Origin of the sequence: Hyphomonas sp. (assembly GCF_046313735.1) — a bacterium.
Taxonomy (GTDB): domain Bacteria; phylum Pseudomonadota; class Alphaproteobacteria; order Caulobacterales; family Hyphomonadaceae; genus Hyphomonas.
The window spans coordinates 58,952-82,684 of sequence record NZ_JBKBXW010000004.1 but is presented as its reverse complement, the minus strand read 5'-3'; the positions used below and the strand labels follow the sequence as shown (position 1 = coordinate 82,684).

The window sequence follows — 23,733 nt, the reverse complement described above, 5'->3', positions numbered from 1 at the left end:
CCAGATTGCCCCGAGGGACGAAGACAGAGGGACGCGTATGGCACGCTTGAAACGGCTGGTGGCGGCGCTGCTGGGCGCGATGGTTGTGGCGGCAGGCAGCGCTGCGGCAGAGGATTGCGCAGGCGCGCGCACCGAGGCGCTGGGGGTGAGCGTGCGGCCGGTGACGACCGGCGCCGAATTGCAGGCGGCCTTTACGGATATGGATGCGCTGGTGGACCGCTGCCCGGAGGATGCCTGGCTCAATGCACTGGGCGCGGCGATGGATTTCCGGGTCTATTCGACGATCATGAATGCCAACAACAACCAGATGAACCAGCAATCGTTCGACGTTCTCAATCGCGCCTTCTACCGATCAAACCGGTATGGGGAGGCGCCAGCCGAAGCGCGCCCCGAAGTGGCGGGGGTCCAGACCCCGCACGGCCGGGCTGGGCTGAGCCATGATGCAGCCAGGGGCGTGCGGCGGGAAATCATGACCGTGTTCCTGGCGATGGCGCGAGCAGGGCATATGCATCCCTACCTAAAGGTTGAAGAGCCCCTGACCTGCCATGTATGGCTCAGGACGGACGTGCAGACAATCGGCTATCAGGTACAGTCGCGCACGGACCTTGGGCTGATGCCCTTCATAGATGCGGCGGCCGAGACCTGCCGGGACAATCAGGAGGGGTGGCTGCGAACGCCGCTGGCGGTGGCGGCGCAGGCGCATCTGCGCCTCGTGCAGAAGGGGGCGATCACCGATCCGGCGGCTGTCGGCGAGGCGCTGCTGAAGGCAAGGGACTACCGTGACGCCTATCTGGCGACGGAGGGGTTCGACGCCTTTTATTCAAAGTTCGACGCCGGCCAGCTCGACGGGGAGCTGCGCAAGCACGGGGTTGACCCGATGGCGGGTCGGCTGGCGCGGGAGCTGTGGTTCCGGCCGGAGCATCTGGGCAGTGAGATCATGCAATTCTCCGTCGCCTATGCGCTGAGCGAGGCCTGGGCGGAGCTTGCGGCGAAGATGCAGACCGAGGGCCTCGGCTATACGGCGGCCGATGCGGCGTACACGCGCTTCGCGAATGAGGTGCTTGCCGAGGGACGCGCCGCGGGGCAGGAGGAACAGACCAAGGCGGCGCTGCGCAACGCGCTCACCGATGTGCAGACAAACCGGGTGCGGGCGCCGGCCATCGCGGGGCACGAGCCGCCACGGGCGGTTATCTATACGGCGCTGATGAACGCGTTTGCGGCTGCGCCGGCACCAGTAGGCGGGAACTGAGATGATCCGTAAGCTGATGCATGGCCTGCTTGGCGGATTCGGTGCGCTGGTGATCATGGCGGGCAGCGCGTCGGCGGAGGATTGCACCGGCAGCCTGCGCGCCGAGGCGCTGGGGGTCAGCATCCGCCCGCTCCGGACGGGCACGGACATGCAGGCGGCGCTCAGCGATATGGACGGCCATGTCGCGCGCTGCCCGCAGGATCCGTGGATCAATGCGCTGGGCGCCGAGATGGACCTGCGGGTTCATCGGCAGCTTGTTGCCGGGAACAACAACCAGATCAACCAGCAGGCATTCGACTTTCTCCAGCGCGCCTTTGTGCGCTCCAATATCTACCGGGAGGCGGAGGCCGAGGCGCGGCGGGATGTGCTGGGGATCCAGACGCCGCATGGGCGGGGCGACCTGAAGTATGAGGTCGCTGCGCGCACGCGGGCGAGCCTCATCGAGGTATTCATGCAGCTTGCCCGGGCGGGGCAGGTGCATCCCTACCTGAAAGCCGAGACACCTATGACCTGTACCGGCTGGATCATGTCGGACACGCAGACGATCAGCCGTGGGATGGAGACCGCGGCGGACCTTGTGTTCCGGCCGTTCATGGATGCGGCGGCGGAGGCCTGCCGGGGAGGGTCGCAGACCTGGGACCGCCTGCCGCTGGCGGTGGCGGCCAAGGCGTATACGGAGCTTGTCACCAAGGAGGCGGTGACCGACCCTGATACTGTGCGCGAGTTGCTGCTGAAGGCGCAGGCGTATCGCGATGCTTACCAGCGCGGCGGGGCGCACGATATTCATTATTCGAAATACAATTCGGACCGGCTGGACAGTGAACTGCGCCGGCGCGGCATTGACCCGATGGCGGGGCGGCTGGCACGGGAGCTTTGGTTTGCGCCGGAGCATCTGGGCAGCGAGACAATGCAGTTCTCCCTCTCCTGGGCGCTGAGCGAGACATGGGCGGCGGCGGCCGGGCAGATCGCGAAGGGGGAAATCACCGAGCCGTCCGGCGCCGTCCTTTACTCTCGCTTTGTCTATGAAGTGCTGGGCGAAGGCCGCGAGGCCGGGAAAGAGGCGGAGACGAAAGCCGTGCTGCGCAGGGCGCTCGCCGATGTGCAGGAATACCGGGTGCGGGCGCTGGCCATGGCCGACCATGACCTGCCGCCGAAATATATTTACGACGTGCTGATGAACACGCTTGTGCCGGCACCGGCGGGAGGGAACTGAGATGATCCGTAAGCTGAGATATGCGCTGGCGGCCGGCGTTGCTGCGCTGACGGTGCCGGCGGCGATGGCGGAAGCCTGCGGGGCGGAGGACATCACGCGGGCGACACGGGACCTGCAAAGCATGCTGACGCTCGCAACGCCGGTCGGACAAGCTCAAGCGGCTGCAAGCCGGATCGACGCGCAGGCGCGCACCTGTCCGGAGACGGCCTGGATCCGCCTGATCGCGGCTGGTGCGGAAATCAATTTGCTCGAGCGCCATGAGGCCGCCGACCCGGAGGTTTCAGCCTCAATGCTGGCGCAGCGCTTCGGCCATGTCGAGCGGGCCTATGAGCATCTCGAGTTTTTCCGCCGGAACAAGCCGGAGGATTTCCGGCATGGGGCCATTCGCCTGGCCTATAACCAATGGGCGGAGGTGGCGGGCAATGTGATCGCGGCCATGCTGCGGTTTGCCGACAAGGGGCGTGTGCATCCGCTGGTATCGGAGACGCCGCCGCCGCTGGACTGCGACTTTGTGGTGAAGCACATGGCCACAACCGCGAGCGGCTGGCGGTACACGTCGAGCTTTCCGGCGCTGAATTATCTCAATGCCGCCGCCGATGCCTGCCGGCCATCGGACGACCCGCTCGACTGGGGCGTGCTGACGCAGCGGGCGGACCAGCTGGTTGTGCTTGTCAAGGACGGGCACATCTCCGAACCGTCCCGCATTCGATGGGCGCTGCGGGAAGCGTACAGGGATTCGCGGCAGTATCTGGATGGGCGCGAGGCGCCGTACTCGTTCTGGTCGACGTCGGACGAGACGGCCCTGATGGAGCAGATCGGGAAACACAAGGTCAGCCTGGAATTCTATGGAGACAGGATGGAGCTCCCGAAAGCGGCGTGGTTTGCGGCGGGGAATGCGGACAGCCTGGACACGGTGTATTCGGTCGGCCTCGCGATCAGCGGGTTTTGGACCCCGCTGGCAGCCGGGGTGACGGACGCAGAGGTTTCAGAGGTGACGGCGGCGCGCGCGGCCTTCGTCACGGCGGTGCGCGATATCGGCGCCGAGGCGGATGCGGCCGGGCAGACGATGGCCGGGCGCACCAGTATCCTCAAGGCCCTCGAAGCCTTCCAGGAGGGCGACATCCGCACGCCGGAAGCGGCCGCGCTGCCCGGCATGCCGGACTGGATGCACCGGCTGCTCAAGCAGATATTCCAGCAGAGGATCGACGAAGCGGGGTGAAAGGCCCCGCCTTCCCGGGGGGAGGGAGGGGCTTGGGGAGGCAGGGCCTTTCGGGGGTCATCCGGGCGCTCGGGGGGGACAGTCGCGCCCGGTAACTCCTTCAAACTCATCGTTCGATGATAGGGAAAAGCCGGCCAGGCGGATTGGTTCCGCGGCTCTGCAAAAAAATTTGCAAAAAAATTTATGTGTAGCGTTTCGAGAGCCGTTGCAGGATCTCGTCGGCATCGCCCTTTTCGGCGCCGCCATAGCCGAGCACGCTGTCGGCGACGAAGGGGTTGTCCTGGCGCTCCTGCCCGAAGGTGGAGAGGGGGCCGTGGCCGGGGACGAAGCGCATCTGGTCTCCCAGCGGCCAGAGCTTGCCGGTGATGGAATCGATCAGCTGCTGGTGGTTGCCGCGCGGAAAATCAGTCCGCCCGATGGAGCCGCGGAACAGGACATCGCCGACAAAGGCGAGCGCGCCTTCCCTGTGATAGATGACGACATGGCCGGGCGTGTGGCCCGGGCAATGGGCGACGCCGAAGGTCTCGCCGGCGAGCTGAAGCGTGTCGCCATCATTCAGGTAGCGGTCGGGCTTCACATTCCTGCCGTCGGTGATGCCATAGCGCGCGCCCTGGGCCTCGATCTCGTCGAGCAGCCACTGGTCGTCCTCATGCGGGCCGATGATGGGGCAGCCGGTGCGCTGCTTGATCTCGGTGGCCGCGCCGGCATGGTCGAGATGGCCATGCGTGAGCCAGACGGCGACGATCTTCACGCCGAAATGTTCGGCGGCCTGCATCAGCCGGTCCGCCTCGCCGCCGGGATCGACGAAGACGCCTTCCATGGTTTCGGAAGACCAGATCATCGAGGTGTTCTGCTGCAGCGGGGTGACCGGAATGATCCGGATTTCGAGCTTCGGGGCTTGGGTCTGTTCGGTCATATCCCTGACATAGCGGGTTCAGGCGGCTTCGCAAAGCTCGCACCGGGACGCAGTCATGAATGAGGGCGGTGGAATACCCCGCAAGGAGGATTCCGTGGTTGACACCACCCTGCCCGTGCCTAGGGTCGAGATGGTTTTGAATTGTTTTTGCTGGAAAATACAGGGGGGGTGCATGCGCCTTGCGCTCGGAAGTCTAGGTCTGCTTTTTTGTGCGGCCTGTGAAACCGTAACGCCGCAGTCAGGCGGCACTCATCACGGCACAAGACAGATGTTTAGCGATGCAAATGTGTCCATCGCGGCTTCAGAATATACCTATAAGGAATGGAGCGATGCCGGCACCTATTTGCGTTATTTTGCGACCAATAAGACACCTCATTATCTATGTGTTCAGATCAATGAAACTCAGCGCATGGAGCTCGTAGGCTTCTGGGGAGGGGTGAAAGCAGTACCGCCGAATGGAGGGCGGGTTCAGGTCGCCCATCACTTCACGCGGCGATCTATCTCCAATTGGCCGCGAACCACGACATCGTACTGGCCCGCCCGCCATCTGGCGCCTGATACGCAACCGACCTGGCAGGATTGTGACTCGAGCAGACCTGCCCAGTAAGTTTGCGTTCGCGCTGAATTCTTGACTTTTGCCCGGCTTTGGCAGGGTAGTAAGGTCCTGTGAATGTCGCAATCCGTAGGACGGCAAGATGGGCGATTTGTTACGCGGTCGCGGCGTCATCATCCTGATCGCGCTCGTGGGGCTGTTCGTCTACTGGCAGACGAACCAGCGAGACGTGCCGTTCGCGCCGGGCAGCCGGCAGTTCAATACGATGACCGTCGAGCAGGAAATGCAGCTCGGCGGTCAGGCCTATCTGCAGATCCTGCAAGGCGAGGTGCAGCGGGGCAATCGCGTGCTGTGCGCCGACGCAGCGAGCTGCACGGGCGCAGACCGCCAGATCACGGAAACCGTGCGCGACATTGGCCGGCGGCTGGAGCAGGCGGCGCTGGAGCTGGAGCGCGATTATGCGGCGCAGGGCTTCCGGATGCCGGGCGTCGTGGAGCGGTTCGACTGGACGTATTATGTGGTGGACTCGCCCACGCCGAATGCCTTCTGCCTGCCGGGGGGCTATGTGGCGGTGTATACCGGGCTCCTCGACATCACCGGGAATATGGATGAGCCGGTGACGCTGGAGGACATCGCCGATGTCAACAAGCTGGCGGTGGTGATGGGCCATGAGATCGGCCATGCGCTGGCCCATCATGGCGCGGCGCGGATGAGCACGCAGCAGATGATACAGATCGGGCAGATGGCGCTGGCGGTGGGCGTTGGCGACATGAACCCCGGGCAGCGCCAGGCCGTGATGCAGGCATTCGGCGTGGCCGCGCAGGGCAGCTTCCTCGCCTTCTCGCGCGAGCATGAGACGCAGGCCGACAGGATCGGGCTCGACCTCCTGGTGCGCGCCTGTTTCGACCCGCGCGTTGCGCCGGATCTGTGGGAGCGGATGGGGCAGATCGGCGGCGAGCGCCCGCCGGAATGGCTGAGCACGCATCCGGCGTCCGAGACGCGGGCGGAGAATTTCCGCCGCTGGATGCCGGAGGCGATCGCCGAATATGAGCGCCGCTGCGGGCGTCTGCGCTGAGGTTACCTGACCGCCGGATGCAAAACGACCCCCGCTGTAAAGCGGGGGCCGCCGGGAGGGTCTTACCCTGCACTCGGCGGGGCGAGGTTGTCTGTCCCCAACACCTCGCGCCCTCCGGAACCGAGGGTTAACGGGGCGAAGATGAACAAGGTGCAACATCAACGGAATTTGCGGGGGCGGCGCGAAATTTTTTTCGCGCGGGGCAGCCGGTGAGGATTGTGGATGCTGCAAGAGCGCAAAAAAACACCGCAGGAATGCCCCGGTTAAGGAGAATTCCTGCGGGTATCGGTCGGCCGGCCCGGACTAGGGGCCCACCCAGCCCACCCAGCCTGCGATAATCAGTTGAGCAGCTTGAGTCCTGAAGAGACCCGCAACCTCAAAAGGCTACCCTTTTTACATACCACTGGTATGGTGGTGCGCAAGAGGGTGGGTGCATGGCAAAACGCACAAAAGCACAGGCGGCGGAAACGCGCGAGGCCCTGCTTCGCGCGGCGCGGGAATTCTTCACCCGCGAGGGTTTCGCGGGCGCCAGCCTGAATGCGATTGCGGCTGCGGCCGGGGCCAGCAAGGGCGCGGTGTTCCACCACTTCCCGGGCGGGAAGGAAGAGTTATTCGTAGAGGTCTGGACACAACTCCAGAAAGAGATGGACGGCGAGGCGGCCGCCGGGGCGATTGCGGGCCGGTCGCGCGAGGATCCCTATGCGGCGTTCCTGGCCGGATGCCGGGTCTATTTCGACTGGACGCAGCGGGCCGATTACCGGCGGGTCGTGCTCATCGACGGACCATCCGTGCTTGGAATGGCACGCTGGCATGACCTCGATTTCGAGCTTGGCAAGGACAACATCACCCGGGGTACGCAATACCTGGCGAGCCAGGGATATTTCCCCATGGACCTCGCGCGCCCGGCGGCGATCCTCCTCCAGGCGGCGCTGAACGGGGCGGGCTTTGCACTGGCGGCGGAGCATCCGGATGTCACACCGGAGGAGGCATTCGACACGTTCGAACGTTTGCTGCGGGGGCTGAGATAGGAGCCGGGTGGCTGCCTCAGCCCGCTAGCAGGACCGGTCAGCAGTTCGTGGAGAAGTCGACGCGGGATTCCAGGTGGTCGACGAAGAGTTTGGCCTTGCCGCGCAGCTTGCCGGCGCTCCAGACGGCGTGGAGGGGTGTGGGGTCGCCGGACCAGTCCGGCAGTATACGGACGAGTTCGCCGCGCCTTGCGGCCTCGCGCACCAGCCAGTTGGGACCGAGCAGGATGCCGAGCCCGGCGACGGCGCCCTGCAGCAGCATCTCTCCGGAGGAGGCCTTGAACCGTCCGTCCACGGCGACGGAAAGGGTCTCGGGCCCGCTCTGCAGGCGCCACTCTGTCTGCGCGACCTGGCGGAAGGTGAGGGCGAGATGGTCTGGCAGTTCCCGCGGGTGGGCCGGTGTGCCGGCCCTGGCGAGATAGGACGGCGCCGCCCAGAGCGCGCGCGGGGCTTCGCCGAGCTTCTTGGCCATCAGGCTGGAATCCTGCAGCACGCCCATGCGGAAGGCGAGGTCGATGCCCTCGCCGACGAGGTCGGTGTAATTGTCGTCCAGCATCAGGTCGACGCGCACATGCGGATAGAGGTCGAGGAATTCCGGCACCTGCGGCCCGATCACCATCCGCCCCATCGAGGCGGCGCAGGAGAGGCGCAGGAGGCCGACGGGCTCATGCTCCAGCCCGCGCGCCTCGGCCTCGGCGGCTTCATAGTCGGCGAGGATGTCGACGGCGCGGCGATAGAAGCGCTGGCCGGCTTCGGTGAGGCTGAGCGAGCGTGTGGTGCGCTGGAAGAGGGTGGCGCCGAGGGCGGATTCGAGATCCTGAATGCGGCGCGAGACGGTGGGCTGGCCGAGTTCGAGATCAATCGCGGCGCGCGAGAAGCTGCCCGAGTCCGCAACCCGCACGAAGAGGCGCATGGCATCAATCCGGTCCAATTCCAGTCTCCACATGCAGAATCTGCATGAACCATATGGCAATTGCAGGCGTTCTGCGAGGGGCGTGCGGCGCCCATCTTGCGGTCATCGGCGGCACACGGGTCATCCCACCCGACTGGCCGGAACCCCTGACCGCGGAAAGCAAGACCTCTCATGTCGTCCCTCATCATCCATGACGAAACCACCGCGCCGGAAGCCGCGAAAGCGGCGCTCGCCGGTGTGCGCAAATCCTTTGGCTTCGTCCCGAATGTGCTGGGTGAACTCGCCGCGAACCCGGCGGTGCTGGACGCTTATCTCTCCCTCGCCGGTTTTGCGGGGAAGGCGGGACTGACGGCGCAGGAGACGCAGGTCGTGCAGATTGCCGTCAGTGTCGAGAATGAATGCCATTTCTGTGTTGCGGCGCATACGGCGATGGCGACGGGACAGGCGCTCGACGATGCGGTGATCGCTGCGGTGCGCGAGCGGCGCCCGATTGGTGATGCGCGGCTGGAGGCGTTGCGTGTCTTCACACAGAGGATTGTGAACCAGCGCGGCTTTGTCTCCGATGCCGATGTCACCGCGTTCAGATCGGCGGGCTGGAGCGATGCGGCGATGCTGGCTGTGATCCTCAATGCCGCGATGAAGACGATCACCAATTATGTGAACCACATCGCGGAGACGCCGCTGAACCCTGAGTTCGAGGCTTATGCCTGGACGCCGGGGCGCAAGGGCACGGTCCTCGCCTGAGGCAGAACGGGCCGGTCGCCGGGGCGGCGCGAAGATGCAGGCCCTGCACAGTTCCATTGGCTATCACACCGCGCTGCCGGTCGCCAATCACGAGTAATTGCTTTGTCAGGGCACGCCCGGAAGTGGCAAAAAGTCTCCAGTCGAGCAGAGGGCTTCCGCCATGATCCATCACCTCAGGAAAATTGCGCCGGTGGCCTACAGCCTCGTCGCCTCGGTTGTCTTTCTCGACAGCCTGCGCTTCAAATTCACCAACGCACCGGAGACACAGACCATCTTCGGCAAGCTCGATGCCTGGGCTGCAGGTCTTGGCGCACCGGGTCTGTTCGCGCAGTCGGGACTGTTCAGCCAGTATGTCATCGGCTCGGCTGAGCTGGTCGCCTCGGCGCTGCTGCTGGCGAGCCTGGTGCCAGCGCTCGGCCGCCTTCGGGCCATCGGTGCACTGATCGCTGCGGCGGTGATGACCGGCGCGGTGAGCTTCCACCTCTTCACGCCGCTGGGCATTGACCCCAACAATGACGGGGGCGGACTGTTCGTCATGGCGGTCGTCGTCTGGCTCTCCTCGCTGGCGATGCTGTTTGCCGAGCGCCGGACCCTCTTTGCCCTTGGCGGCGCCATTCTTGGGGTGCTCCGTATACCTTCTACCTCTGACACCCCTGTTCCGGCTCCCGCAGCCGGACTGCGTGCGGACGCCTGACCCCACCCCACTGGCGTCTCCGCACCGGGCCGCGAAAGCCTCCCCCCCTCCTGCTTTCGCGGCCCCAATTTTCTGCCCCGCCCGCCCTGTCCTTCAAACCGAAAGAGAGTCCCTGCCATGTCCCTCCGTACACTCCTTGCCGCCGCCGCGATTGGCCTCGCCTCGCCGCTCATCATCGCGTTGCCGGCTTCGGCCGAGCCGCCGATCTATACCGGCGCGTTCTCGGATCTTGCGGTGCAGGGCTATGACCCCGTCGCTTATTTCAATCAGGGTCAGCCGGTGCGCGGCTCGCGCGATTTCACGACCAGCTGGATGGGGGCGATCTTCCGCTTTGCCTCGGCGGCGAACCGCGACGCCTTCATCGCGAACCCGGAAGCCTTCGCACCGCAATATGGCGGCTACTGCGCCTGGGCGGTTTCGCAGGGTTATCATGCCAAGGGCGATGCGCGCTTCTGGAAGATCGTCGATGGCAAGCTATACCTGAACTATGATGCTTCGGTGCAGCGCAAATGGGAGGCGGATGTTCCCGGCTTCATTTCCTCTGCCGACCAGAACTGGCCGCGCATCAACCGGCGGTAAACTCTGGGGCAGTGTTCAGGCCGGCTATACGAAATGCGCTGCAAGTGCCTGAAAAGACATAAAAAAACGGGCGAGACTGGCTCGCCCGTTCAATTCGAAGATTGTCCGTAGACTTACTTCTTTTTCGCAGCGGCCTTCGCCGGAGCGGCTTTGGCTTTCACTGCCGGCTTCTTGGCCGGAGCAGCTTTTGCCTTGGCGGCCGGCTTGGCAGCCGGAGCAGCCTTGGCGGCAGGCTTTTTCGCCGGAGCTTTTGCAGCGGCTTTCACCGGAGCTTTGGCAGCGGCTTTCGCCGGAGCCTTCGCAGCGGGCTTCTTCGCAGGAGCCGCTTTCGCGGCGGGTTTCTTTGCAACTGCCATGTCTGATCTCCTGTCTATGGCCCGCCAATAATATCGCGATTCGGGAGAAATCAACTCTTGAAATTCACAATTCAGGAGAAAGCCTGTACCCCTCCGTACACGATCAATCGTCGCGGAGGGCCCAGACCTTCATGATATGATGGGCAATCGCGGTCGGCGGCGGGCAGAAAAGCTCCCCATGCGTCCCATCCAGAATCTCGCGCATCTCCGCCCGGCTGACCCATCGCGCGCTCTCAAGCTCTGCCGAGTCGATGCGGATTTCGTCGTTGCCGGCGGGCAGGATGAAGCCCATCATCAGGGAAGACGGGAAGGGCCATGGCTGGCACGCGATGTATTCTGCCTGCGACGGATCGCAAAGGATTCCGGCTTCCTCGAACATCTCTCGGGCAGCGGCCTGTTCGATGGTTTCGCCGGGCTCGCAATAGCCGGCAAGGCAGGACATGAATCCCGGCGGCCAGAATTTCTGCCGGCCGATGAGGGCGCGCCCGTCCTTCACTGCGAGCATGATCGCAACAGGGTCCGTGCGCGGAAAATGTTCGGCCCCGCAGAGCGCGCACTGCGCCTTCCATCCGGCATCAATGACGCCGTTCTGTCCGCCGCATTTTGCGCAGAACCTGTGGCTCTGATGCCACAGGAAAAGACTGCGCGCGGTGCACGCGCAGTTCGCATCCATTGCTGTCATCCGCGCGGCGGCCTGGCGGAAGTCGTTGAAGCTGCCCGTGCCGGCGATCAGCGAGGCGTCGAGATCGAAGCGCGGCGGAAGGTCGAGCGCGAAGACGGGCGTGCCGGCCTTGTCCTCTCCGAGGAAGAGACGCGGCGCGCCGGAGGAGAGGCGAAGCGCTTCCGGGCCGAACCAGGTCAGCCCGCCATCGGGCGCGCAGAAGGGTTCGCCATTGCGCAGCACAAGGATGAGCGTGTCGCTGCGCTGGATGGCGGTGTCGAGCCAGGCTTCGTCACTGCGCCGGTGGGCGGCGCGGTCGATGGGTTTTGCGGCGAGCGGCATGTCGTTGGAGTTTGTCATGGCGCGGAGAGGTAATCCGGTTTGCGCCGGATGCAAATGTGCGCCGGCGGTTTTGGAGCGGCTGACGCGGCGTCGCCCCGGATGCGCCTTTACTCTGCCTCAGTCGCGTGGATGAGTGGGAGAAGGAGAAGCGGACGAAACATCATGAGACATTTCAGGAAACCGGTGGGCCTGTCGCTGATGGCCTTGCTGATGGCGGGGTGCGCGTCCGTCGAGGCGCCGCCCGGGGAAGAAGAGACGGGACCGGTCAATCGGTTTGCGGAGTTTGCAGGGACTGAGCAGACCCGCGACGGTGTCAGCCCGGCCGTGTATGAGGACCCGGCGCTGGATTACCTGCGCTCTCCGGAGCTGTCGCGCTTCACATCGGAAGCAGAGTTCCGGGACTGGCTGATTGCGGTGCGCAAGGAAGCCGACCGGCGCAGCCTGGCTTCGCGCTATATGCCCTGGCCTGTTGCCGAGTCGGCGCCGCCAACCTCGGCCCCGCCGGTGATGTCTGGCGCGATTGCGGGGGCAATACCTGCGCCGCCGCCGCCGCCGTCTGCGCCGCCCCCTCCGCCCCCGCCGCCGCCTTCTGCGGCGCCTGCTGCTGAGTCTGTAGCGGTGACCGGGTCAGCGGCAGACAGTTCGAACCCGGAGATCACCAACAACCAGAAGGCCGGCGTCGATGAGGGCGGTATCGTCAAGCAGATCGGCCAGCACCTCGTCGTGCTGATGGATGGACGGCTGTTCGTCACTGACCTGATGCCGGATGGCGAGGCGGGCCTGAAGCTGACCGACCGCGCGAATGTCTATCGCTCGAGCAATGAAAACACATGGTATGACGAGATGCTCGTCTCTGGCCGGACGATCCTTGTGATCGGCTATTCCTACCGGGAGAGTGCGAGCGAGTTCACGGTGCTGACGCTCAGCGAGGATGGGAAGGTAACGCGCGAGGCAACCTTCTACATCTCCTCGAACGATTATTATTCGGGATCCAATTATGCGACGCGGATGATCGACGGGAAGCTCGTCATCCATACGCCGATCTACCTCTCCAGCTATGAATGGCAGAACCGGTTTGCCGCGCCGGTCATCCGGGAATGGCGCCGCGAGGGGAAGGTGCGGGGCCCAGCGAGCGACGAAAAGCCCAGCCCCCCACGCCCGCTGTTCCGCGCAGAGGATATCTGGCTACCGGTGCAGCGCACGCTGTCGCCGGTGATCCATACCGTGACGGTCTGTGACATTGCCGGGGCGAGCGACAGCGCGGCGCCGGCCTGCACGGCGACGGCGATGATCGGCACCGAGGAACATCAGTTCCTGGTGACGCGCGATGCCTTCTGGCTGTGGATGACGCCAAGCCGCGGCGAAGCCCGGCGGCGGGGGGAGACCGCGTCCAGCGAGCTGTGCGAGAACGGGCCCCGGCCCGGCCTGCAGGACATCGTATCCTCCGCACTGGTGCGCCTGCCGATCGACGGGGCGACACCGTCCGTGCTCGGTGTACGCGGTGAGCCGCAGGACCAGTTCTCGATGGATATGGATGCCGGCACCTTCCGCGCGCTGGTCAACTGGAACCACCGGGCCTGCGGCAACTGGCTCCGGAAGGAAGGGCAGGACCTTGCCTTCTTCGATACGCCGCTGAGCGCGCTTGGGCCGGTGCTGCATGATACGGCGGGCGGGCGCTATTTCGACCTGCCGGGTCCCGGCGTTTCGGACTATGAGGCGCGCTTCACGGAAAACCATCTCGTCTATGGCTCGCGCGCGGGCTGGGGAACCTGGCCGCCGCAGGAAGGGCGCACGCGCGACAACAGCCGCGCCATTGTCGTGCCGGTTGACGATCCGGTCTCGCCCGTGACTCTGGAGCTGCCGCATGACGTGATCCGCGCCGAGCGGGCCGGGCCGTACATGGCGCTGACGGGGTATCACGATAACAAGGGCCTCAGCGTGTCGCTGATTGACCTGCGCACCGAGCCGAATGTCTCCGGTCATCTGGTGCTGGAAGGCCGGTATGAGAGCGAGACGCGCAGCCATGCCTTCAACAGCAGCATTGGTGCGGAGGGGGCAGGGCTGATCGGCCTGCCGACCGTTCCGCGCACGGATCAGGCCGCGCGCTGGTGGTGGTGGTCGTCGGTGTCGGACATGAGCTATGTGGCGGTGTCGGAAGCGGGCGGGCTCGCCCTCGCCGGTCTGATCGAGGCAACGCGGAAGGAAGCCGACTCGGTCGAGAATGAAGGTTATGAGTGCGAGGTGTCGTGCATCGACTGGTATGGCAATGCGCGGCCGGTGTTTACCGGCGGGCGTATCCTCGCGCTGATCGCCTCCGAACTTGTCGAAGGCGTGCGCGAGGGCGATGAGGTGAAGGAGCTGCGCCGCATCGACCTGACGGCGCCGCTGGGCGAGTAGGCGCGCGGGTCAGCCCCGGCGGCTGCTCGCGCCGGTGTTCAGCCGCTCGATCAGATCCGGGGTGACCGTGCCCGTGACGGGCAAGCCTTCGGCGGCCTGATACTCGCGGATGGCGCGGGCGGTCTGGCCGCCGAGAACACCGTCTGCCGTGCCGGGCGCGTAGCCGAGGGCGTCGAGCGCGACCTGGACGCCGCGCACCTGCAGCGGGTTGCCGGTGTTCCAGCTCTGCGCGCCGAAGCGGCCATTGGCGAGACCGGGCGAGGGCGCGGCGCGCCAGCCATCGGCGCGCTCCAGCATGTCGATCACGGTATCCTCCGGCAGACGGGCAGAGAGGCTGCGCACTTCGCGGCCAGCGGCATCATCCCCGGCGCGGCGGGCAAGCTCGAACCAGAACAGCGCTTCGGCCGGATTGCGCGGGGTGCCCATCCCCTCGGCATGGACGACGCCGAGATTATACTTTGCGTCGAGGAGGCCGTGGCCGGCGGCGCGGGTGAACCAGTTGACGGCGGCGGCTTCGTCTTTCGGGCCGCCTTCGCCCTCGGCAAGGAAGAGGGCATAGTCGTACATCGCGCCGACATGGCCGGCCTCGGCGGCCTGGCCGATCAGGTGGCGCGCCTGGATGAAATCGAGGTCGACGCCGTCGCCGCGCTCATAGTGCTTGCCGAGCTCATACTGGGCGGGCGCGATGCCTTTCAGGGCGGCGCGGCGCAGGAGCGGAATTGCCTCATTAAGGCGGCCTTCGCCGCGGCGGGTGACGGCGAGCTGGTATTGCGCGATGCCATTGCCGGCATTCGCCTCGGTCTCGACCGTGACGACGGGCGGGATCGCCGGATAGCGGGCCGGCGTGAGCACGGCGAGGCGCGGGGGCTCTTGCGCGGTGGTCGCGGGCGCGGGCGCCTCGGGGGCGGCTGTTTCAGCCACGGCTGCGTCGAACAGGTCTTCTTCGGCGGCGTCAACGCCTTCCGGCGCGGCGGCGAGATCGATGATCGCGGCGGGCGCCTCGAAAGCCTCAACGGGGGCGGGCGGCGCAGCGGCGAGTTGCGGGTCGACATAGGTATCGACCGGGGCGGACAGGGCGGGCTCGGGGGCCTGCTTGCCGCGCAGGTAGAGATAGGCGCCTGCGCCGGCGCCGGTCAGCACCATGGCGGAGGCGGCAAGATAGAGCGGCGCCTTGCCGGGGCCGCGCTTCTGGTTTCCGGCGCGGGCCTTGCCATTGCCTTCCGAGGCCGCAAGGGCGGCACGGCGGGCGCGGGCGAGATAGTCGCTGGTCGTTTCGTCGAGTTTCGGCGGGGCGTCGTCCCCGCCGATCGATTCCATTGTCGAGATCAGGCCGTCTTCGCTCGAGGTTTCATCCGCCGCTTCGAGGAAGGGGTCGTCCGACACCAGATCATCGTCCTGGTCGAAGATGTCGGATTCGCGCGCCTCGCTGTGGCCGTCATCGAGATCATCGATGCCATCGAGGGCGGCCAGGTCATCGAACTCGTCAAGCGCGTCGAGATCCACAAACGGATCGTCCTCGTCTTCGGCGGAGGCATCAGCGCTGCCCCCGAACATCGCGTCGTCTTCGTCTTCCTCCGGCGCGGGGGAGGGCGCATCGGCGCCGGCGAGGCGCGCGGCAGCGGCCCGGATGGCCGCAAAGTCGTCCTCATAGGGGCTGGACTCTGCGGCTTCAGCTTCTTCGTCCGCCGCCGCTTCCGGTGCCATTTCCGGCTCGTCCCAGTCCGGCAGGTCCATGCCGGTGCCGGCTTCCGCATCTTCGCCGGCGGCGAAGGATTCGAAAGCCTCGAAGCTGTCGTCTTCTTCTTCCGTATGCGGCAGCAGCGCTGCGGGCTCAGGCGCCGCAGGCGGTTCGCTGGGCTCCGGGGTCAGATCAATCGGCGGCGGCAGGGGCTGGCCGGGCGGCGCCGCGAAGGCTTCAAGGCCTTCAAGGCGCGCCGCGAGCGCCGCAATGGCGCGCTGGACCGGCGAGATCGAGCGGTTGGAATCCTCGTGGATCTCGTCAAGGCGTTCGGAGACGGTGGCGAGCGCGTCGGACAGGCGGGCGTCGATATCCTTGCGGCTCGCGCTGATTTCCTCGGCGAGGGCGGCAAGGGATTCGTCCTGGCGCTTCTGCAGGCGGACGGCGGCGACGGTGACTTGTTCGCCGACCTGTTCGATGGCGTCGGCCGTGCGCAGCTCGTTTTCCTCGAAGCGTGTCTCGACCTGTTCGGCGAGGGCGCCGATCTGCTGGCTGACGGTTTCGTTGAGCTGGGAGAGCTCGGTGCGCACCCCGGCGATGAATTCTTCCGGATCGCGGGCCTCCACTTCGGTCAGGCGGGCGGAGACTGTGCCGAGCTCTTCCTTCAGTTCCCGGACGGCTTCGCTGTCGCGGGTCGCGGCGCGGGCGATCTCGCCGGCGATCTCGCGGCGGGTGTTGTCGACCGCCGACCGGATCAGCTGGGTCATGTCCTCGAGGCGCGCCTCGAACTCGCTGCGCAGGCGCTCGGCGAGGTCCGGCTCGATGCTGCTGGCGACGGCGCCGATGCGCTCGTCAAGGTGGGCGAAGGTGGATTCAAGGCCGCGCAGGGCCGCATCGGTCGCGGTCTCGGCGCGGTTCAGCCGGTCCTGCACGCGCAGCAGGGTTTCTTCCATCGAGGTGATCGTGCCGGTGACATCGCCTTCGAGCACAGCGAGGCGCGAGGCGGTCTCGGCGTCTTCCTCGCGCCGCTCGGCGAGGCTGGCTTCGATCTCTGACAGGCGGGCAGTGGCGGCGAGATCGGCGTCCTGCTTCTCGGCGAGGGCGGCTTCGAGGGCGGCAAGGCGCGCGGCGGCGGCGGCGTCCGCTTCGGCCTGTCCGCTAACACCGGTTTCGACGGCAGCGAGGCGTTCGCTGAGCGGCTGGACGAGGCTCTCGGCGCGCGCGGCGGCAAGTTCGATCGCGGTGCTGGCCCGGGCGGTTGCTTCCGACAGCTTCTTCTCGAAGCGGGTTTCGAGGCCTTCATAGCGGTCGGTGAGGTCAGCGAAGCCGGCCTCGACCCGGCCCTTGATGGCGGTGGTCTCGGTCTGGGCGAGTTCGGCTTCCTCATAGACATGCGCGGCGAGGCGGCCGAGGGCTTCTTCCAGCGCCTTGAGGGCGGCGAGGTTTTCCTGCGCGGTGTCGTCCTGTTCGAGGCGGCGGACTTTGGCCTGCAGCGCCTCATGCGTGGCGCGCAATTCCTCGATGACGCCTTCGACATGGCCGGCGATGGCGGCGGTCGTCTGCTCGGTCGTCTCAAGACGGGCGACGAGGCCGACGACGGTATGGTCGATGCCGGTGATGGCGAGGGTGGAGCGGGCCTCGGTCGCCTCGATGCGGCGGGAGAGGCGCTCCAGCACATCGGCGGCGTCATGGCGCGGCTCGCTGCGATGCGGCTGGCGGGGATCGCTGCGCGGTGCGCGCGGGGGTGTGCGATAGCCGGCGCCGGAATAGGACGGGGCCTCATAATAGGGGTCGCGCACTTCATAATGCTCGGCATCTTCCGATGCCATCAGCAGGCGGTTCAGGTATTCGCCCAGCGTCAGGCCTTCGGCGAGCGCGGCCTCACGGGCCGCTTCGCGGGCCCGCTGGTCGATTCCCTTCACACTCCAGGGGCCTGTCTGACTCATTACGCCGATCCTCGCGCGCCGGACCGCCTTCAGCCGGTTAAGGCAGGCAGCCGATTTGTTCATACTTGGCGAGGAATGCCGGGGTTTCTCTTAAGGGCGCGTTAATTCTGTTTTTTCCGGTACTTGCGCCGCGCGGGCGGGGCCGGCGATGGGGACCGGAGGGGGCGGAAACGCCTTTCCGTTCGCGTAAGCGGCAAATTGACGTTGACGTTCGCGGAAAGCTCGGTTTAGCTGCGCGGCATAACAAGAAAAACAACGGAACATTCTCTGGGAGACAGACATGCACAGACCCGCCTCTTCGATTTCCGCTGCAGATTCGCGCACCTACACGATCTCTGAGCTTGCCCGCGAATTCGGTGTCACGCCGCGCGCGCTGCGCTTCTATGAGGACAAGGACATGCTCCACCCCGCGCGGGATGGCATGATGCGCCTCTATTCCAACCGCGACCGCGCGCGCCTGACGATCATCGTCCGGCTGAAACGCCTTGGCCTGCCGCTGGCGGACATCCGCGAAATCCTCGACCTCTACGCCCTCAATGACGGCAAGCGGGCGCAGACGCGGATGATGCTGGAGAAGTTCCGCAAGCAGGCGCGCGAGCTGGAAGTGCAGCGCCAGGACATCGAAACGGCGCTGACCGAGCTCTACAAGGGCATCGACTGGCTGCAGGGCATCATCGAGAATCCCGGCCCTTCCGAGGAATCCAAGCGCCAGGCAGCGGCCTATGAACAGGTCGCCCGCAAGCAGCTGGACGAGGTCTGAGCCCCGGCCCCCTTCTCAAAATTGAACTGAATGAAGCGTGTTGGAATGACTTTTCCAACACGCTTTGCCATTGAAGGCGGCAACAAAACCATTCCCAGAGGAGCCCCCGAGGATGCCCCGTTACGACGCCCCCGTCCGCGATATGCAATTCGTGCTGCATGAAGTGCTGCAACTGCAGAACCACGCGAACCTTCCCGGCTTTGCCGAGGCGAGCCCCGAGACGATCGACCAGATCCTCGAGGAAGGCGCCAAGTTTGCCAAGAACGTGCTGTTCCCGCTGAATGCGGTGGGCGACAAGCAGGGCTGCAAGCGCAATCCGGATGCGAGCGTGAAGACGCCGGACGGGTTTCCGGAGGCGTACAAACAGCTGGTCGAGAATGGCTGGCCCCTCCTGTCGGCGGAGCCCGAGATGGGCGGGCAGGGGCTGCCGCATGTGGTCAACATTGCCTGGACCGAGATGGTGTCGTCCTCGAACATGGCGTTCGGGATGTATCCGGGGCTGACGCATGGCGCCTATCAGGCGCTGATGGCGGGCGGATCGGACGAGCTGAAAGCCAAGTACGGCCCGAAGATGGCCTCGGCCGAATGGGCCGGCACGATGAACCTGACCGAGCCGCATTGCGGCACCGACCTTGGCCTGATGAAGACCAAGGCCGTGCCCCAGCCTGACGGCACCTACAAGATCACCGGCCAGAAGATCTGGATTTCCGGCGGCGAGCAGGACCTGACCGAGAACATCATCCACCTGGTGCTGGCGCGCATCGAAGGCGGGCCAGAAGGTATCAAGGGCATCTCGTTGTTCGTCGTGCCGAAATACCTCGTCAATGAGGATGGCACCCTTGGCGCGCGCAATGCCTGCCAGTGCGGGGGCCTGGAAGAGAAGATGGGCATTCATGGCAATGCCACCTGCGTCATGAATTATGACGGCGCGACCGGCTGGCTGGTCGGCGAGGCGCACAAGGGCATGCGCACGATGTTCGTGATGATGAACGAGGCGCGCATCGGCGTCGGCCTGCAGGGCATGGCGCAGGCAGAGGTCGCCTATCAGAACGCGCTCGACTTCGCGAAGGACCGCGTGCAGGGCCGCGCGCTGACCGGCGCGGCCGAGCCGGAGAAGCCCGCCGATCCGATCATCGTGCACCCGGATGTGCGCCGGATGCTGCTGGAGCAGAAGGCCTTCACCGAGGGCGCTCGGGCTTTTGTTTACTGGATGGCGCTGCAGGGCGACCTGCAGCACAAATCGCCGGACGAGAAAGTGCGCGAGCGCGCCGGCGATTACATGGCGCTGCTGACGCCGGTGGTGAAAGCCTATCTGACGCATAAGGGCTTCGAGAGCGCGAACCTTGGCCTGCAGCTGCATGGCGGCTCCGGCTTCACGCGCGAATGGGGGCTGGAACAGTTCGTCCGTGATTGCCGCATCACGCTGATCTATGAGGGCACGAACGGGGTCCAGGCGCTGGACCTTGTCGGCCGCAAGCTCGGCGCCAATGGCGGCCGGGCGGTGTTCAGCTTCTTCGGCGAGATCGACGAGTTCGTCAGCGAGCATGAAGGCGTTGCCGGCATGGAGCCTTTCCTCGAGGGGCTGAAGACCGTGCGCGGCCAGCTGCAGGATGGCACGATGTGGCTGATGCAGAATGGCATGAGCGACTTCAACAATGCCGGTGCCTCCAGCCATGACTACCTGCACCTGATGGGCATGACGGCGCTGGCCTATATGTGGGCCCGGATGGCGAAGGTGGCGCTGGAGAATGCCGGCAGCACCGACCCGATCTATGCCTCCAAGCTCGCCACCGGGCGCTACTATGTCGAGCGGATGCTGCCGGATGCAGCGGCGCACCTCGCCAAGGTAAAGACCGGGGCGGGCGCGATGATGGCGCTGGAGGCGGCGCAGTTCTGAGGCACTGTTCTGAGAATATGGGTGCGGCCTTGACATAAATATGTCAGGGCCGCACTTTCAGAGGTATGCGCACGACCGTTCGCCTCGATGAAGCCCTGCTGCGCGCCGCCAAGATCAAGGCGGCGAAGGAGGGGCGCACGCTGACCTCACTGATTGAAGAAGGGTTGCGGCGGGTGATCGAAGGAGAGCGGGCTGCCGGCAGGGGCGCCGGCCTGCGCGAGGAGGCGGCGGCGTTTGACGCGGACGCGCGGCTGGACTCAGCCCTGGAGTTCGTGCGCAACCTTCCGAAGGTCAGCGGGCCGAGCCTGTTCGATCATCCGGAATACCGGCGCCTTGCGGCAAAGGCCGGATCCGATTTGCCCAGCCATGTGCTCGCCGTAATGGATGAAGAGGAAGACCTGGACCGGCTGCTGCGGCCGGATTCCTCAGCCCCCGATCCCTCTGCCAGCGAATGATCATTCCGGACGTCAATGTGCTGATCGGGGCATATGATCCGAACGCGCGGAGCCATGCGGCGGCGCAGGCCGGACTGGCGCAGGCGCTGGTCTCGGCTGGCGGGCTGGGGCTCTCCTCCGTTGCCGTCAGCGGGTTCGTGCGGGTCAACCTTCGCCCTCAGGCCGGGGGCATCCCGCAGGCTCCCCCAAACCTGCTGGATTATGTGTCCCGGCTGAAAGCCCATCCGGACTGCCACGATGTCGAGCCAGGCCCGGCGCACTGGCCCCTCTTTGACACGCTGGTCCGGCGCCATGTCACCGGCCACAGGCAGGTGACCGACGCGTGGTTCGCCGCATTGGCGATGGAGCGGGGGGCGACCCTGATGACTTTTGACGGCGGTTTTTCGCAATTCCGCGATCTTCGCTGGATACACCTGAAATCCTGACGTTGCGGCACGGCTGGAGAATCCGTGGCGGCGCGTCTAGAAGCTGACGTGAACGTAAGCGGCAAGTGCCTGCCGCGCGCCTGCCTGTGGAGAGTGATGATGCATGAGAGCCCGCTGAACGTCCCGAAAGCCGCCTGGCGGCAGGATGAGGAGCTGGACATCTTCTCCGATGCGGTGGCGGCCTTCTTTGAAAAGGAGTGCGCCCCGCATGTGCCGGCCTGGCGCAAGGCCGGCATCGTGCCGCGCGAGATCTGGACGAAGGCGGGCGAGATGGGCCTGCTCGGCGCCTCGGTGCCGGAAGAGTATGGCGGGGCAGGCGGGGATTTCCGCCATGAGGCCATCATCATCGAGCAGCAGCAATGGAAGGGCATCGACGGCTTCGGCATCACGCTGCACAACGCCATCATCGCGCCCTACATCACGGCCTATGGCACCGAGGAGCAGAAGCGCCGCTGGCTGCCGAAGATCTGCTCGGGCGAGCTTGTCACCGCCATCGCGATGACCGAGCCGGGCGCGGGCTCTGACTTGCAGGGCATGAAGACGACGGCGAAGCGCGACGGCGATCACTATGTGATCAACGGTTCGAAGACGTTCATCTCGAATGGCCAGACGGCGGACCTCATCCTCCTCTGCGTCAAGACCGATCCGAGCAAGGGCGCCAAGGGCATCTCGATCATCTGTGTAGAGACGGAAGCTGTAGAAGGCGCGGGCGGTTTCCGGCGCGGGCGCAATCTCGACAAGGTGGGCCAGCATGCGGCGGACACGTCCGAGCTGTTCTTTGACGAGGTGCGCGTGCCGGCAGGGCATCTGCTGGGCGGGGAGGAAGGCAAGGGCTTCATCCAGCTGATGCAGAAACTGCCGCAGGAGCGCCATATCATCGGCCTGCAGGGCATCGGCATGATCGAGCGCGCCATCCATGAGACGGTGGCGTATGTGAAGGGCCGCAAGGCCTTCGGCCAGACGATCTTCGATTTCCAGAACACGCAGTTCAAGCTCGCCGAATGCAAGACCGAGGCGACTGTCGCAAAAGTGTTCGCTGATCACTGTACGGAGCTTCTCCTGAAGGAGGAGCTCGATGCGTCCACGGCCTCGATGTCGAAATACTGGATCAGCGATCTTCAGTGCAAGATCATTGACGAATGCCTGCAGCTGCATGGCGGCTTCGGCTATATGGACGAGTATCCCATCGCTCAGATGTATGCCGATGCGCGCGTGCAGCGGATTTATGGCGGCGCGAATGAAGTAATGAAAATGCTGATTGCGAGGACGCTTTAGTTTGCGGCTTCTTTTGGTCCTGATGGGATTGTTTCTGATGGTAAGGTTATTCTCCTTCGCGCAGGACAAACCGCAACCTTTCGAGGTCAGCGTTTTAATCGACCCAGTTGGGCTACGTGCAGTCTCAACCGCTTCGAGTGGAGGCAGTTGGGAAGTGTCGATCCATTCGTCGAACTGGCTGATGCCAGATGGCAAGCACCGTAACGGCGATCTCCGGATCGGCCGGATAGTAGAGAAGCCAGAAATTGATGCCTGGTTCGGTCGCCTTCCGGCAAACAGCGTGGTCCGATTGCTGGTTGTTGACGACAAGGAAGCCGCGGACGGCATTGAGCGATACAAACTAGTATCCGTTCTCGGGGTTGGTGATGATGCGATATTGAACGGCATCGCTTCAGAGCTTGCGAAAACGGTAACGTTTGAGGATGATGTCTTCGGCACTTTTACTCTTGATCGCCAGCTCGACCTTTTTTTTGCCGAGGTCGGTGCGGACGGTGAACGCATCCAGGTATCAGTGACATCCTCCGACGACATGCCGGATAGGGATGAGTTGGTGCTGTTGAAGGCTTTCTGGGCGGGCTGGCCGCGTTGGGATCCGCGCCTCAGAGAGTTCGCAGCGGAAGAGTTGATCAACATGAAGCAAGACGCATGGCTTGAGGAAGAGGAAGCGCCTCCGACAATGATTGATTTTGCATCTCGAATGAAACCGCAAGATATCGGGATAAACAGGGAGGGCGAGTTTGTTGTTTACTATGACGATGGCGACCTTTTCTTTGGGCACAGCATTGTAGTTGAAGGTACGCTGGCCGCAGGGCCGACAGAGGCCTCGATTCAAGGATGAGACATGCCTGATCGCCATCTCCTCCGCGAAGTGTTCCCGAACCCGGCGCGCAGCTCGCTGTCACTTGGATTTGAGCTGCTGGAACTGGACGCGAAGGCCATGACAACGCGGGTCAGGTTTGACGGGCGCGCTGACTTTACCAATCCGGCGGGCTATATACAGGGCGGTTACCTGGTGGCGATGATGGATGACGCAATCGGCATGCTGGCAACGGTGAAAGCCGGGCGGGCGAAACTGCCGTCCACGGTTGATCTGCATACGCACTTCCTGCGGCCCGTGCGCGTCGGCGTGATCGAGGTGGCTGCGCGCCTGCGTAATGTGGGCCGCGCGATGGTGTTTGCCGAGGCTGACCTCTTCGATGCGCGCGGCAAGGAAGCGGCGCGAGCGACGGCCTCACTGACGCTTAATCCAATACAGAGAACGGGTGGGAAGGATGCGTAGTCTTCCCCCTCCGTCTCGCTGCTGCGCAGCGATCCACCTCCCCCGCCTTGCGGGGGAGGAGCAGCGCAGCGTTTCGCCGCAA

At 65.0% G+C, this 23,733-nt stretch carries 22 protein-coding genes; 17 read left to right on the top strand and 5 right to left on the bottom strand.

All coding sequences use genetic code 11. The features are described 5' to 3' along the window. Positions 1-37: 37 nt before the first annotated feature. The 3 genes from ACK4SV_RS03430 to ACK4SV_RS03420 are packed head-to-tail and all read left to right on the top strand — an operon-like array spanning position 38 to position 3,681. Entirely contained in the window at positions 38-1,249 is a 1,212-nt protein-coding gene (locus ACK4SV_RS03430; protein ID WP_409916397.1) for a hypothetical protein, read from the top strand. A gap of 1 nt (position 1,250) precedes the next feature. After that, positions 1,251-2,462, top strand: a complete 1,212-nt coding sequence (locus ACK4SV_RS03425) for a hypothetical protein (RefSeq protein ID WP_409916396.1) — start codon at positions 1,251-1,253, stop codon at positions 2,460-2,462. 1 nt (position 2,463) lies between these two features. Continuing rightward, on the top strand, positions 2,464-3,681 hold the full coding sequence (locus ACK4SV_RS03420) for a hypothetical protein (protein WP_409916395.1): 1,218 nt from the start codon (positions 2,464-2,466) through the stop codon (positions 3,679-3,681). A 181-nt stretch (positions 3,682-3,862) separates the two neighbouring features. Here ACK4SV_RS03420 and ACK4SV_RS03415 read toward each other — a convergent pair whose 3' ends face one another. Further along, positions 3,863-4,597 (bottom strand): MBL fold metallo-hydrolase, encoded by a 735-nt coding sequence (locus tag ACK4SV_RS03415; protein WP_409916394.1) that lies wholly within the window; start codon positions 4,595-4,597, stop codon positions 3,863-3,865. 94 nt (positions 4,598-4,691) lie between these two features. On the opposite strand from ACK4SV_RS03415, the gene ACK4SV_RS03410 reads away from it, so the two are divergent. The 3 genes from ACK4SV_RS03410 (at position 4,692) to ACK4SV_RS03400 (ending at position 7,253) form a co-directional block, all read left to right on the top strand. Continuing rightward, complete coding sequence (locus tag ACK4SV_RS03410; protein WP_409916393.1) at positions 4,692-5,204, top strand: hypothetical protein; 513 nt, start codon at positions 4,692-4,694, stop codon at positions 5,202-5,204. 88 nt (positions 5,205-5,292) lie between these two features. After that, positions 5,293-6,225 carry a M48 family metallopeptidase gene (locus tag ACK4SV_RS03405; RefSeq protein ID WP_409916392.1) on the top strand — a complete coding sequence of 311 codons (933 nt, stop codon included), beginning with the start codon at positions 5,293-5,295 and terminating at the stop codon, positions 6,223-6,225. 434 nt (positions 6,226-6,659) lie between these two features. Continuing rightward, positions 6,660-7,253 carry a TetR family transcriptional regulator gene (locus ACK4SV_RS03400; protein ID WP_409916391.1) on the top strand — a complete coding sequence of 198 codons (594 nt, stop codon included), beginning with the start codon at positions 6,660-6,662 and terminating at the stop codon, positions 7,251-7,253. A 37-nt stretch (positions 7,254-7,290) separates the two neighbouring features. Here ACK4SV_RS03400 and ACK4SV_RS03395 read toward each other — a convergent pair whose 3' ends face one another. Beyond that, complete coding sequence (locus tag ACK4SV_RS03395) at positions 7,291-8,196, bottom strand: LysR substrate-binding domain-containing protein (protein ID WP_409916390.1); 906 nt, start codon at positions 8,194-8,196, stop codon at positions 7,291-7,293. A gap of 138 nt (positions 8,197-8,334) precedes the next feature. Here ACK4SV_RS03395 and ACK4SV_RS03390 point away from each other — a divergent pair, with 138 nt between their 5' ends. The 3 genes from ACK4SV_RS03390 (at position 8,335) to ACK4SV_RS03380 (ending at position 10,180) form a co-directional block, all read left to right on the top strand. Further along, the gene (locus tag ACK4SV_RS03390) at positions 8,335-8,907 is read left to right on the top strand and encodes a carboxymuconolactone decarboxylase family protein (protein ID WP_409916389.1); all 573 of its coding nucleotides are present in this window, start codon (positions 8,335-8,337) and stop codon (positions 8,905-8,907) included. Positions 8,908-9,067: 160 nt separating this feature from the next. Further along, on the top strand, positions 9,068-9,601 hold the full coding sequence (locus ACK4SV_RS03385) for a hypothetical protein (protein WP_409916388.1): 534 nt from the start codon (positions 9,068-9,070) through the stop codon (positions 9,599-9,601). A gap of 117 nt (positions 9,602-9,718) precedes the next feature. After that, positions 9,719-10,180: a YHS domain-containing (seleno)protein gene (locus tag ACK4SV_RS03380; protein WP_409916387.1), complete on the top strand. Its 462-nt coding sequence runs from the start codon at positions 9,719-9,721 to the stop codon at positions 10,178-10,180. 113 nt (positions 10,181-10,293) lie between these two features. On the opposite strand, the gene ACK4SV_RS03375 is transcribed toward ACK4SV_RS03380, so the two are convergent. Together ACK4SV_RS03375 and nudC are read right to left on the bottom strand one after the other, a co-directional pair. Continuing rightward, positions 10,294-10,536, bottom strand: a complete 243-nt coding sequence (locus ACK4SV_RS03375; protein ID WP_409916386.1) for a hypothetical protein — start codon at positions 10,534-10,536, stop codon at positions 10,294-10,296. 103 nt (positions 10,537-10,639) lie between these two features. Further along, on the bottom strand, positions 10,640-11,557 hold the full coding sequence (nudC, locus tag ACK4SV_RS03370) for an NAD(+) diphosphatase (RefSeq protein ID WP_409916385.1): 918 nt from the start codon (positions 11,555-11,557) through the stop codon (positions 10,640-10,642). Between the two features lie 144 nt (positions 11,558-11,701). Between nudC and ACK4SV_RS03365 the strand changes: the two genes are divergently transcribed. Further along, positions 11,702-13,936, top strand: coding sequence for a beta-propeller domain-containing protein (locus tag ACK4SV_RS03365; RefSeq protein WP_409916384.1), 2,235 nt, complete (start codon positions 11,702-11,704; stop codon positions 13,934-13,936). Between the two features lie 9 nt (positions 13,937-13,945). Here ACK4SV_RS03365 and ACK4SV_RS03360 read toward each other — a convergent pair whose 3' ends face one another. Continuing rightward, positions 13,946-17,560 (bottom strand): peptidoglycan-binding protein, encoded by a 3,615-nt coding sequence (locus tag ACK4SV_RS03360; protein WP_409916383.1) that lies wholly within the window; start codon positions 17,558-17,560, stop codon positions 13,946-13,948. Between the two features lie 280 nt (positions 17,561-17,840). Between ACK4SV_RS03360 and ACK4SV_RS03355 the strand changes: the two genes are divergently transcribed. From ACK4SV_RS03355 to ACK4SV_RS03325, 7 genes are all read left to right on the top strand, one after another. Beyond that, a complete protein-coding gene (locus ACK4SV_RS03355) occupies positions 17,841-18,320 on the top strand; it encodes a MerR family transcriptional regulator (protein ID WP_409916382.1) in 480 nt (159 codons plus the stop codon). Between the two features lie 112 nt (positions 18,321-18,432). Further along, complete coding sequence (locus ACK4SV_RS03350; protein WP_409916381.1) at positions 18,433-20,217, top strand: acyl-CoA dehydrogenase C-terminal domain-containing protein; 1,785 nt, start codon at positions 18,433-18,435, stop codon at positions 20,215-20,217. Between the two features lie 65 nt (positions 20,218-20,282). After that, positions 20,283-20,672: a hypothetical protein gene (locus ACK4SV_RS03345; protein ID WP_409916380.1), complete on the top strand. Its 390-nt coding sequence runs from the start codon at positions 20,283-20,285 to the stop codon at positions 20,670-20,672. Next, on the top strand, positions 20,669-21,097 hold the full coding sequence (locus ACK4SV_RS03340; protein ID WP_409916379.1) for a TA system VapC family ribonuclease toxin: 429 nt from the start codon (positions 20,669-20,671) through the stop codon (positions 21,095-21,097). Before ACK4SV_RS03345 ends, ACK4SV_RS03340 begins: the two co-directional genes overlap by 4 nt. 99 nt (positions 21,098-21,196) lie before the next feature. After that, positions 21,197-22,372: an acyl-CoA dehydrogenase family protein gene (locus ACK4SV_RS03335; protein ID WP_409916456.1), complete on the top strand. Its 1,176-nt coding sequence runs from the start codon at positions 21,197-21,199 to the stop codon at positions 22,370-22,372. 1 nt (position 22,373) lies between these two features. After that, the gene (locus ACK4SV_RS03330; protein WP_409916378.1) at positions 22,374-23,210 is read left to right on the top strand and encodes a DUF2262 domain-containing protein; all 837 of its coding nucleotides are present in this window, start codon (positions 22,374-22,376) and stop codon (positions 23,208-23,210) included. Between the two features lie 3 nt (positions 23,211-23,213). Beyond that, on the top strand, positions 23,214-23,651 hold the full coding sequence (locus ACK4SV_RS03325; protein WP_409916377.1) for a PaaI family thioesterase: 438 nt from the start codon (positions 23,214-23,216) through the stop codon (positions 23,649-23,651). Positions 23,652-23,733 lie beyond the last annotated feature (82 nt).

What these genes read in the sequence shown, in the direction of transcription:
- ACK4SV_RS03430 (WP_409916397.1), top strand. Translation starts at nt 38, where the DNA reads ATGGCACGCTTGAAACGGCTGGTGGCGGCGCTGCTGGGCGCGATGGTT.
- ACK4SV_RS03425 (WP_409916396.1), top strand. Translation starts at nt 1,251, where the DNA reads ATGATCCGTAAGCTGATGCATGGCCTGCTTGGCGGATTCGGTGCGCTG.
- ACK4SV_RS03420 (WP_409916395.1), top strand. Translation starts at nt 2,464, where the DNA reads ATGATCCGTAAGCTGAGATATGCGCTGGCGGCCGGCGTTGCTGCGCTG.
- ACK4SV_RS03415 (WP_409916394.1), bottom strand. Translation starts at nt 4,597, where the DNA reads ATGACCGAACAGACCCAAGCCCCGAAGCTCGAAATCCGGATCATTCCG.
- ACK4SV_RS03405 (WP_409916392.1), top strand. Translation starts at nt 5,293, where the DNA reads ATGGGCGATTTGTTACGCGGTCGCGGCGTCATCATCCTGATCGCGCTC.
- ACK4SV_RS03400 (WP_409916391.1), top strand. Translation starts at nt 6,660, where the DNA reads ATGGCAAAACGCACAAAAGCACAGGCGGCGGAAACGCGCGAGGCCCTG.
- ACK4SV_RS03395 (WP_409916390.1), bottom strand. Translation starts at nt 8,196, where the DNA reads ATGTGGAGACTGGAATTGGACCGGATTGATGCCATGCGCCTCTTCGTG.
- ACK4SV_RS03390 (WP_409916389.1), top strand. Translation starts at nt 8,335, where the DNA reads ATGTCGTCCCTCATCATCCATGACGAAACCACCGCGCCGGAAGCCGCG.
- ACK4SV_RS03385 (WP_409916388.1), top strand. Translation starts at nt 9,068, where the DNA reads ATGATCCATCACCTCAGGAAAATTGCGCCGGTGGCCTACAGCCTCGTC.
- ACK4SV_RS03380 (WP_409916387.1), top strand. Translation starts at nt 9,719, where the DNA reads ATGTCCCTCCGTACACTCCTTGCCGCCGCCGCGATTGGCCTCGCCTCG.
- ACK4SV_RS03375 (WP_409916386.1), bottom strand. Translation starts at nt 10,536, where the DNA reads ATGGCAGTTGCAAAGAAACCCGCCGCGAAAGCGGCTCCTGCGAAGAAG.
- nudC (WP_409916385.1), bottom strand. Translation starts at nt 11,557, where the DNA reads ATGACAAACTCCAACGACATGCCGCTCGCCGCAAAACCCATCGACCGC.
- ACK4SV_RS03365 (WP_409916384.1), top strand. Translation starts at nt 11,702, where the DNA reads ATGAGACATTTCAGGAAACCGGTGGGCCTGTCGCTGATGGCCTTGCTG.
- ACK4SV_RS03360 (WP_409916383.1), bottom strand. Translation starts at nt 17,560, where the DNA reads ATGAGTCAGACAGGCCCCTGGAGTGTGAAGGGAATCGACCAGCGGGCC.
- ACK4SV_RS03355 (WP_409916382.1), top strand. Translation starts at nt 17,841, where the DNA reads ATGCACAGACCCGCCTCTTCGATTTCCGCTGCAGATTCGCGCACCTAC.
- ACK4SV_RS03350 (WP_409916381.1), top strand. Translation starts at nt 18,433, where the DNA reads ATGCCCCGTTACGACGCCCCCGTCCGCGATATGCAATTCGTGCTGCAT.
- ACK4SV_RS03345 (WP_409916380.1), top strand. Translation starts at nt 20,283, where the DNA reads ATGCGCACGACCGTTCGCCTCGATGAAGCCCTGCTGCGCGCCGCCAAG.
- ACK4SV_RS03340 (WP_409916379.1), top strand. Translation starts at nt 20,669, where the DNA reads ATGATCATTCCGGACGTCAATGTGCTGATCGGGGCATATGATCCGAAC.
- ACK4SV_RS03335 (WP_409916456.1), top strand. Translation starts at nt 21,197, where the DNA reads ATGCATGAGAGCCCGCTGAACGTCCCGAAAGCCGCCTGGCGGCAGGAT.
- ACK4SV_RS03325 (WP_409916377.1), top strand. Translation starts at nt 23,214, where the DNA reads ATGCCTGATCGCCATCTCCTCCGCGAAGTGTTCCCGAACCCGGCGCGC.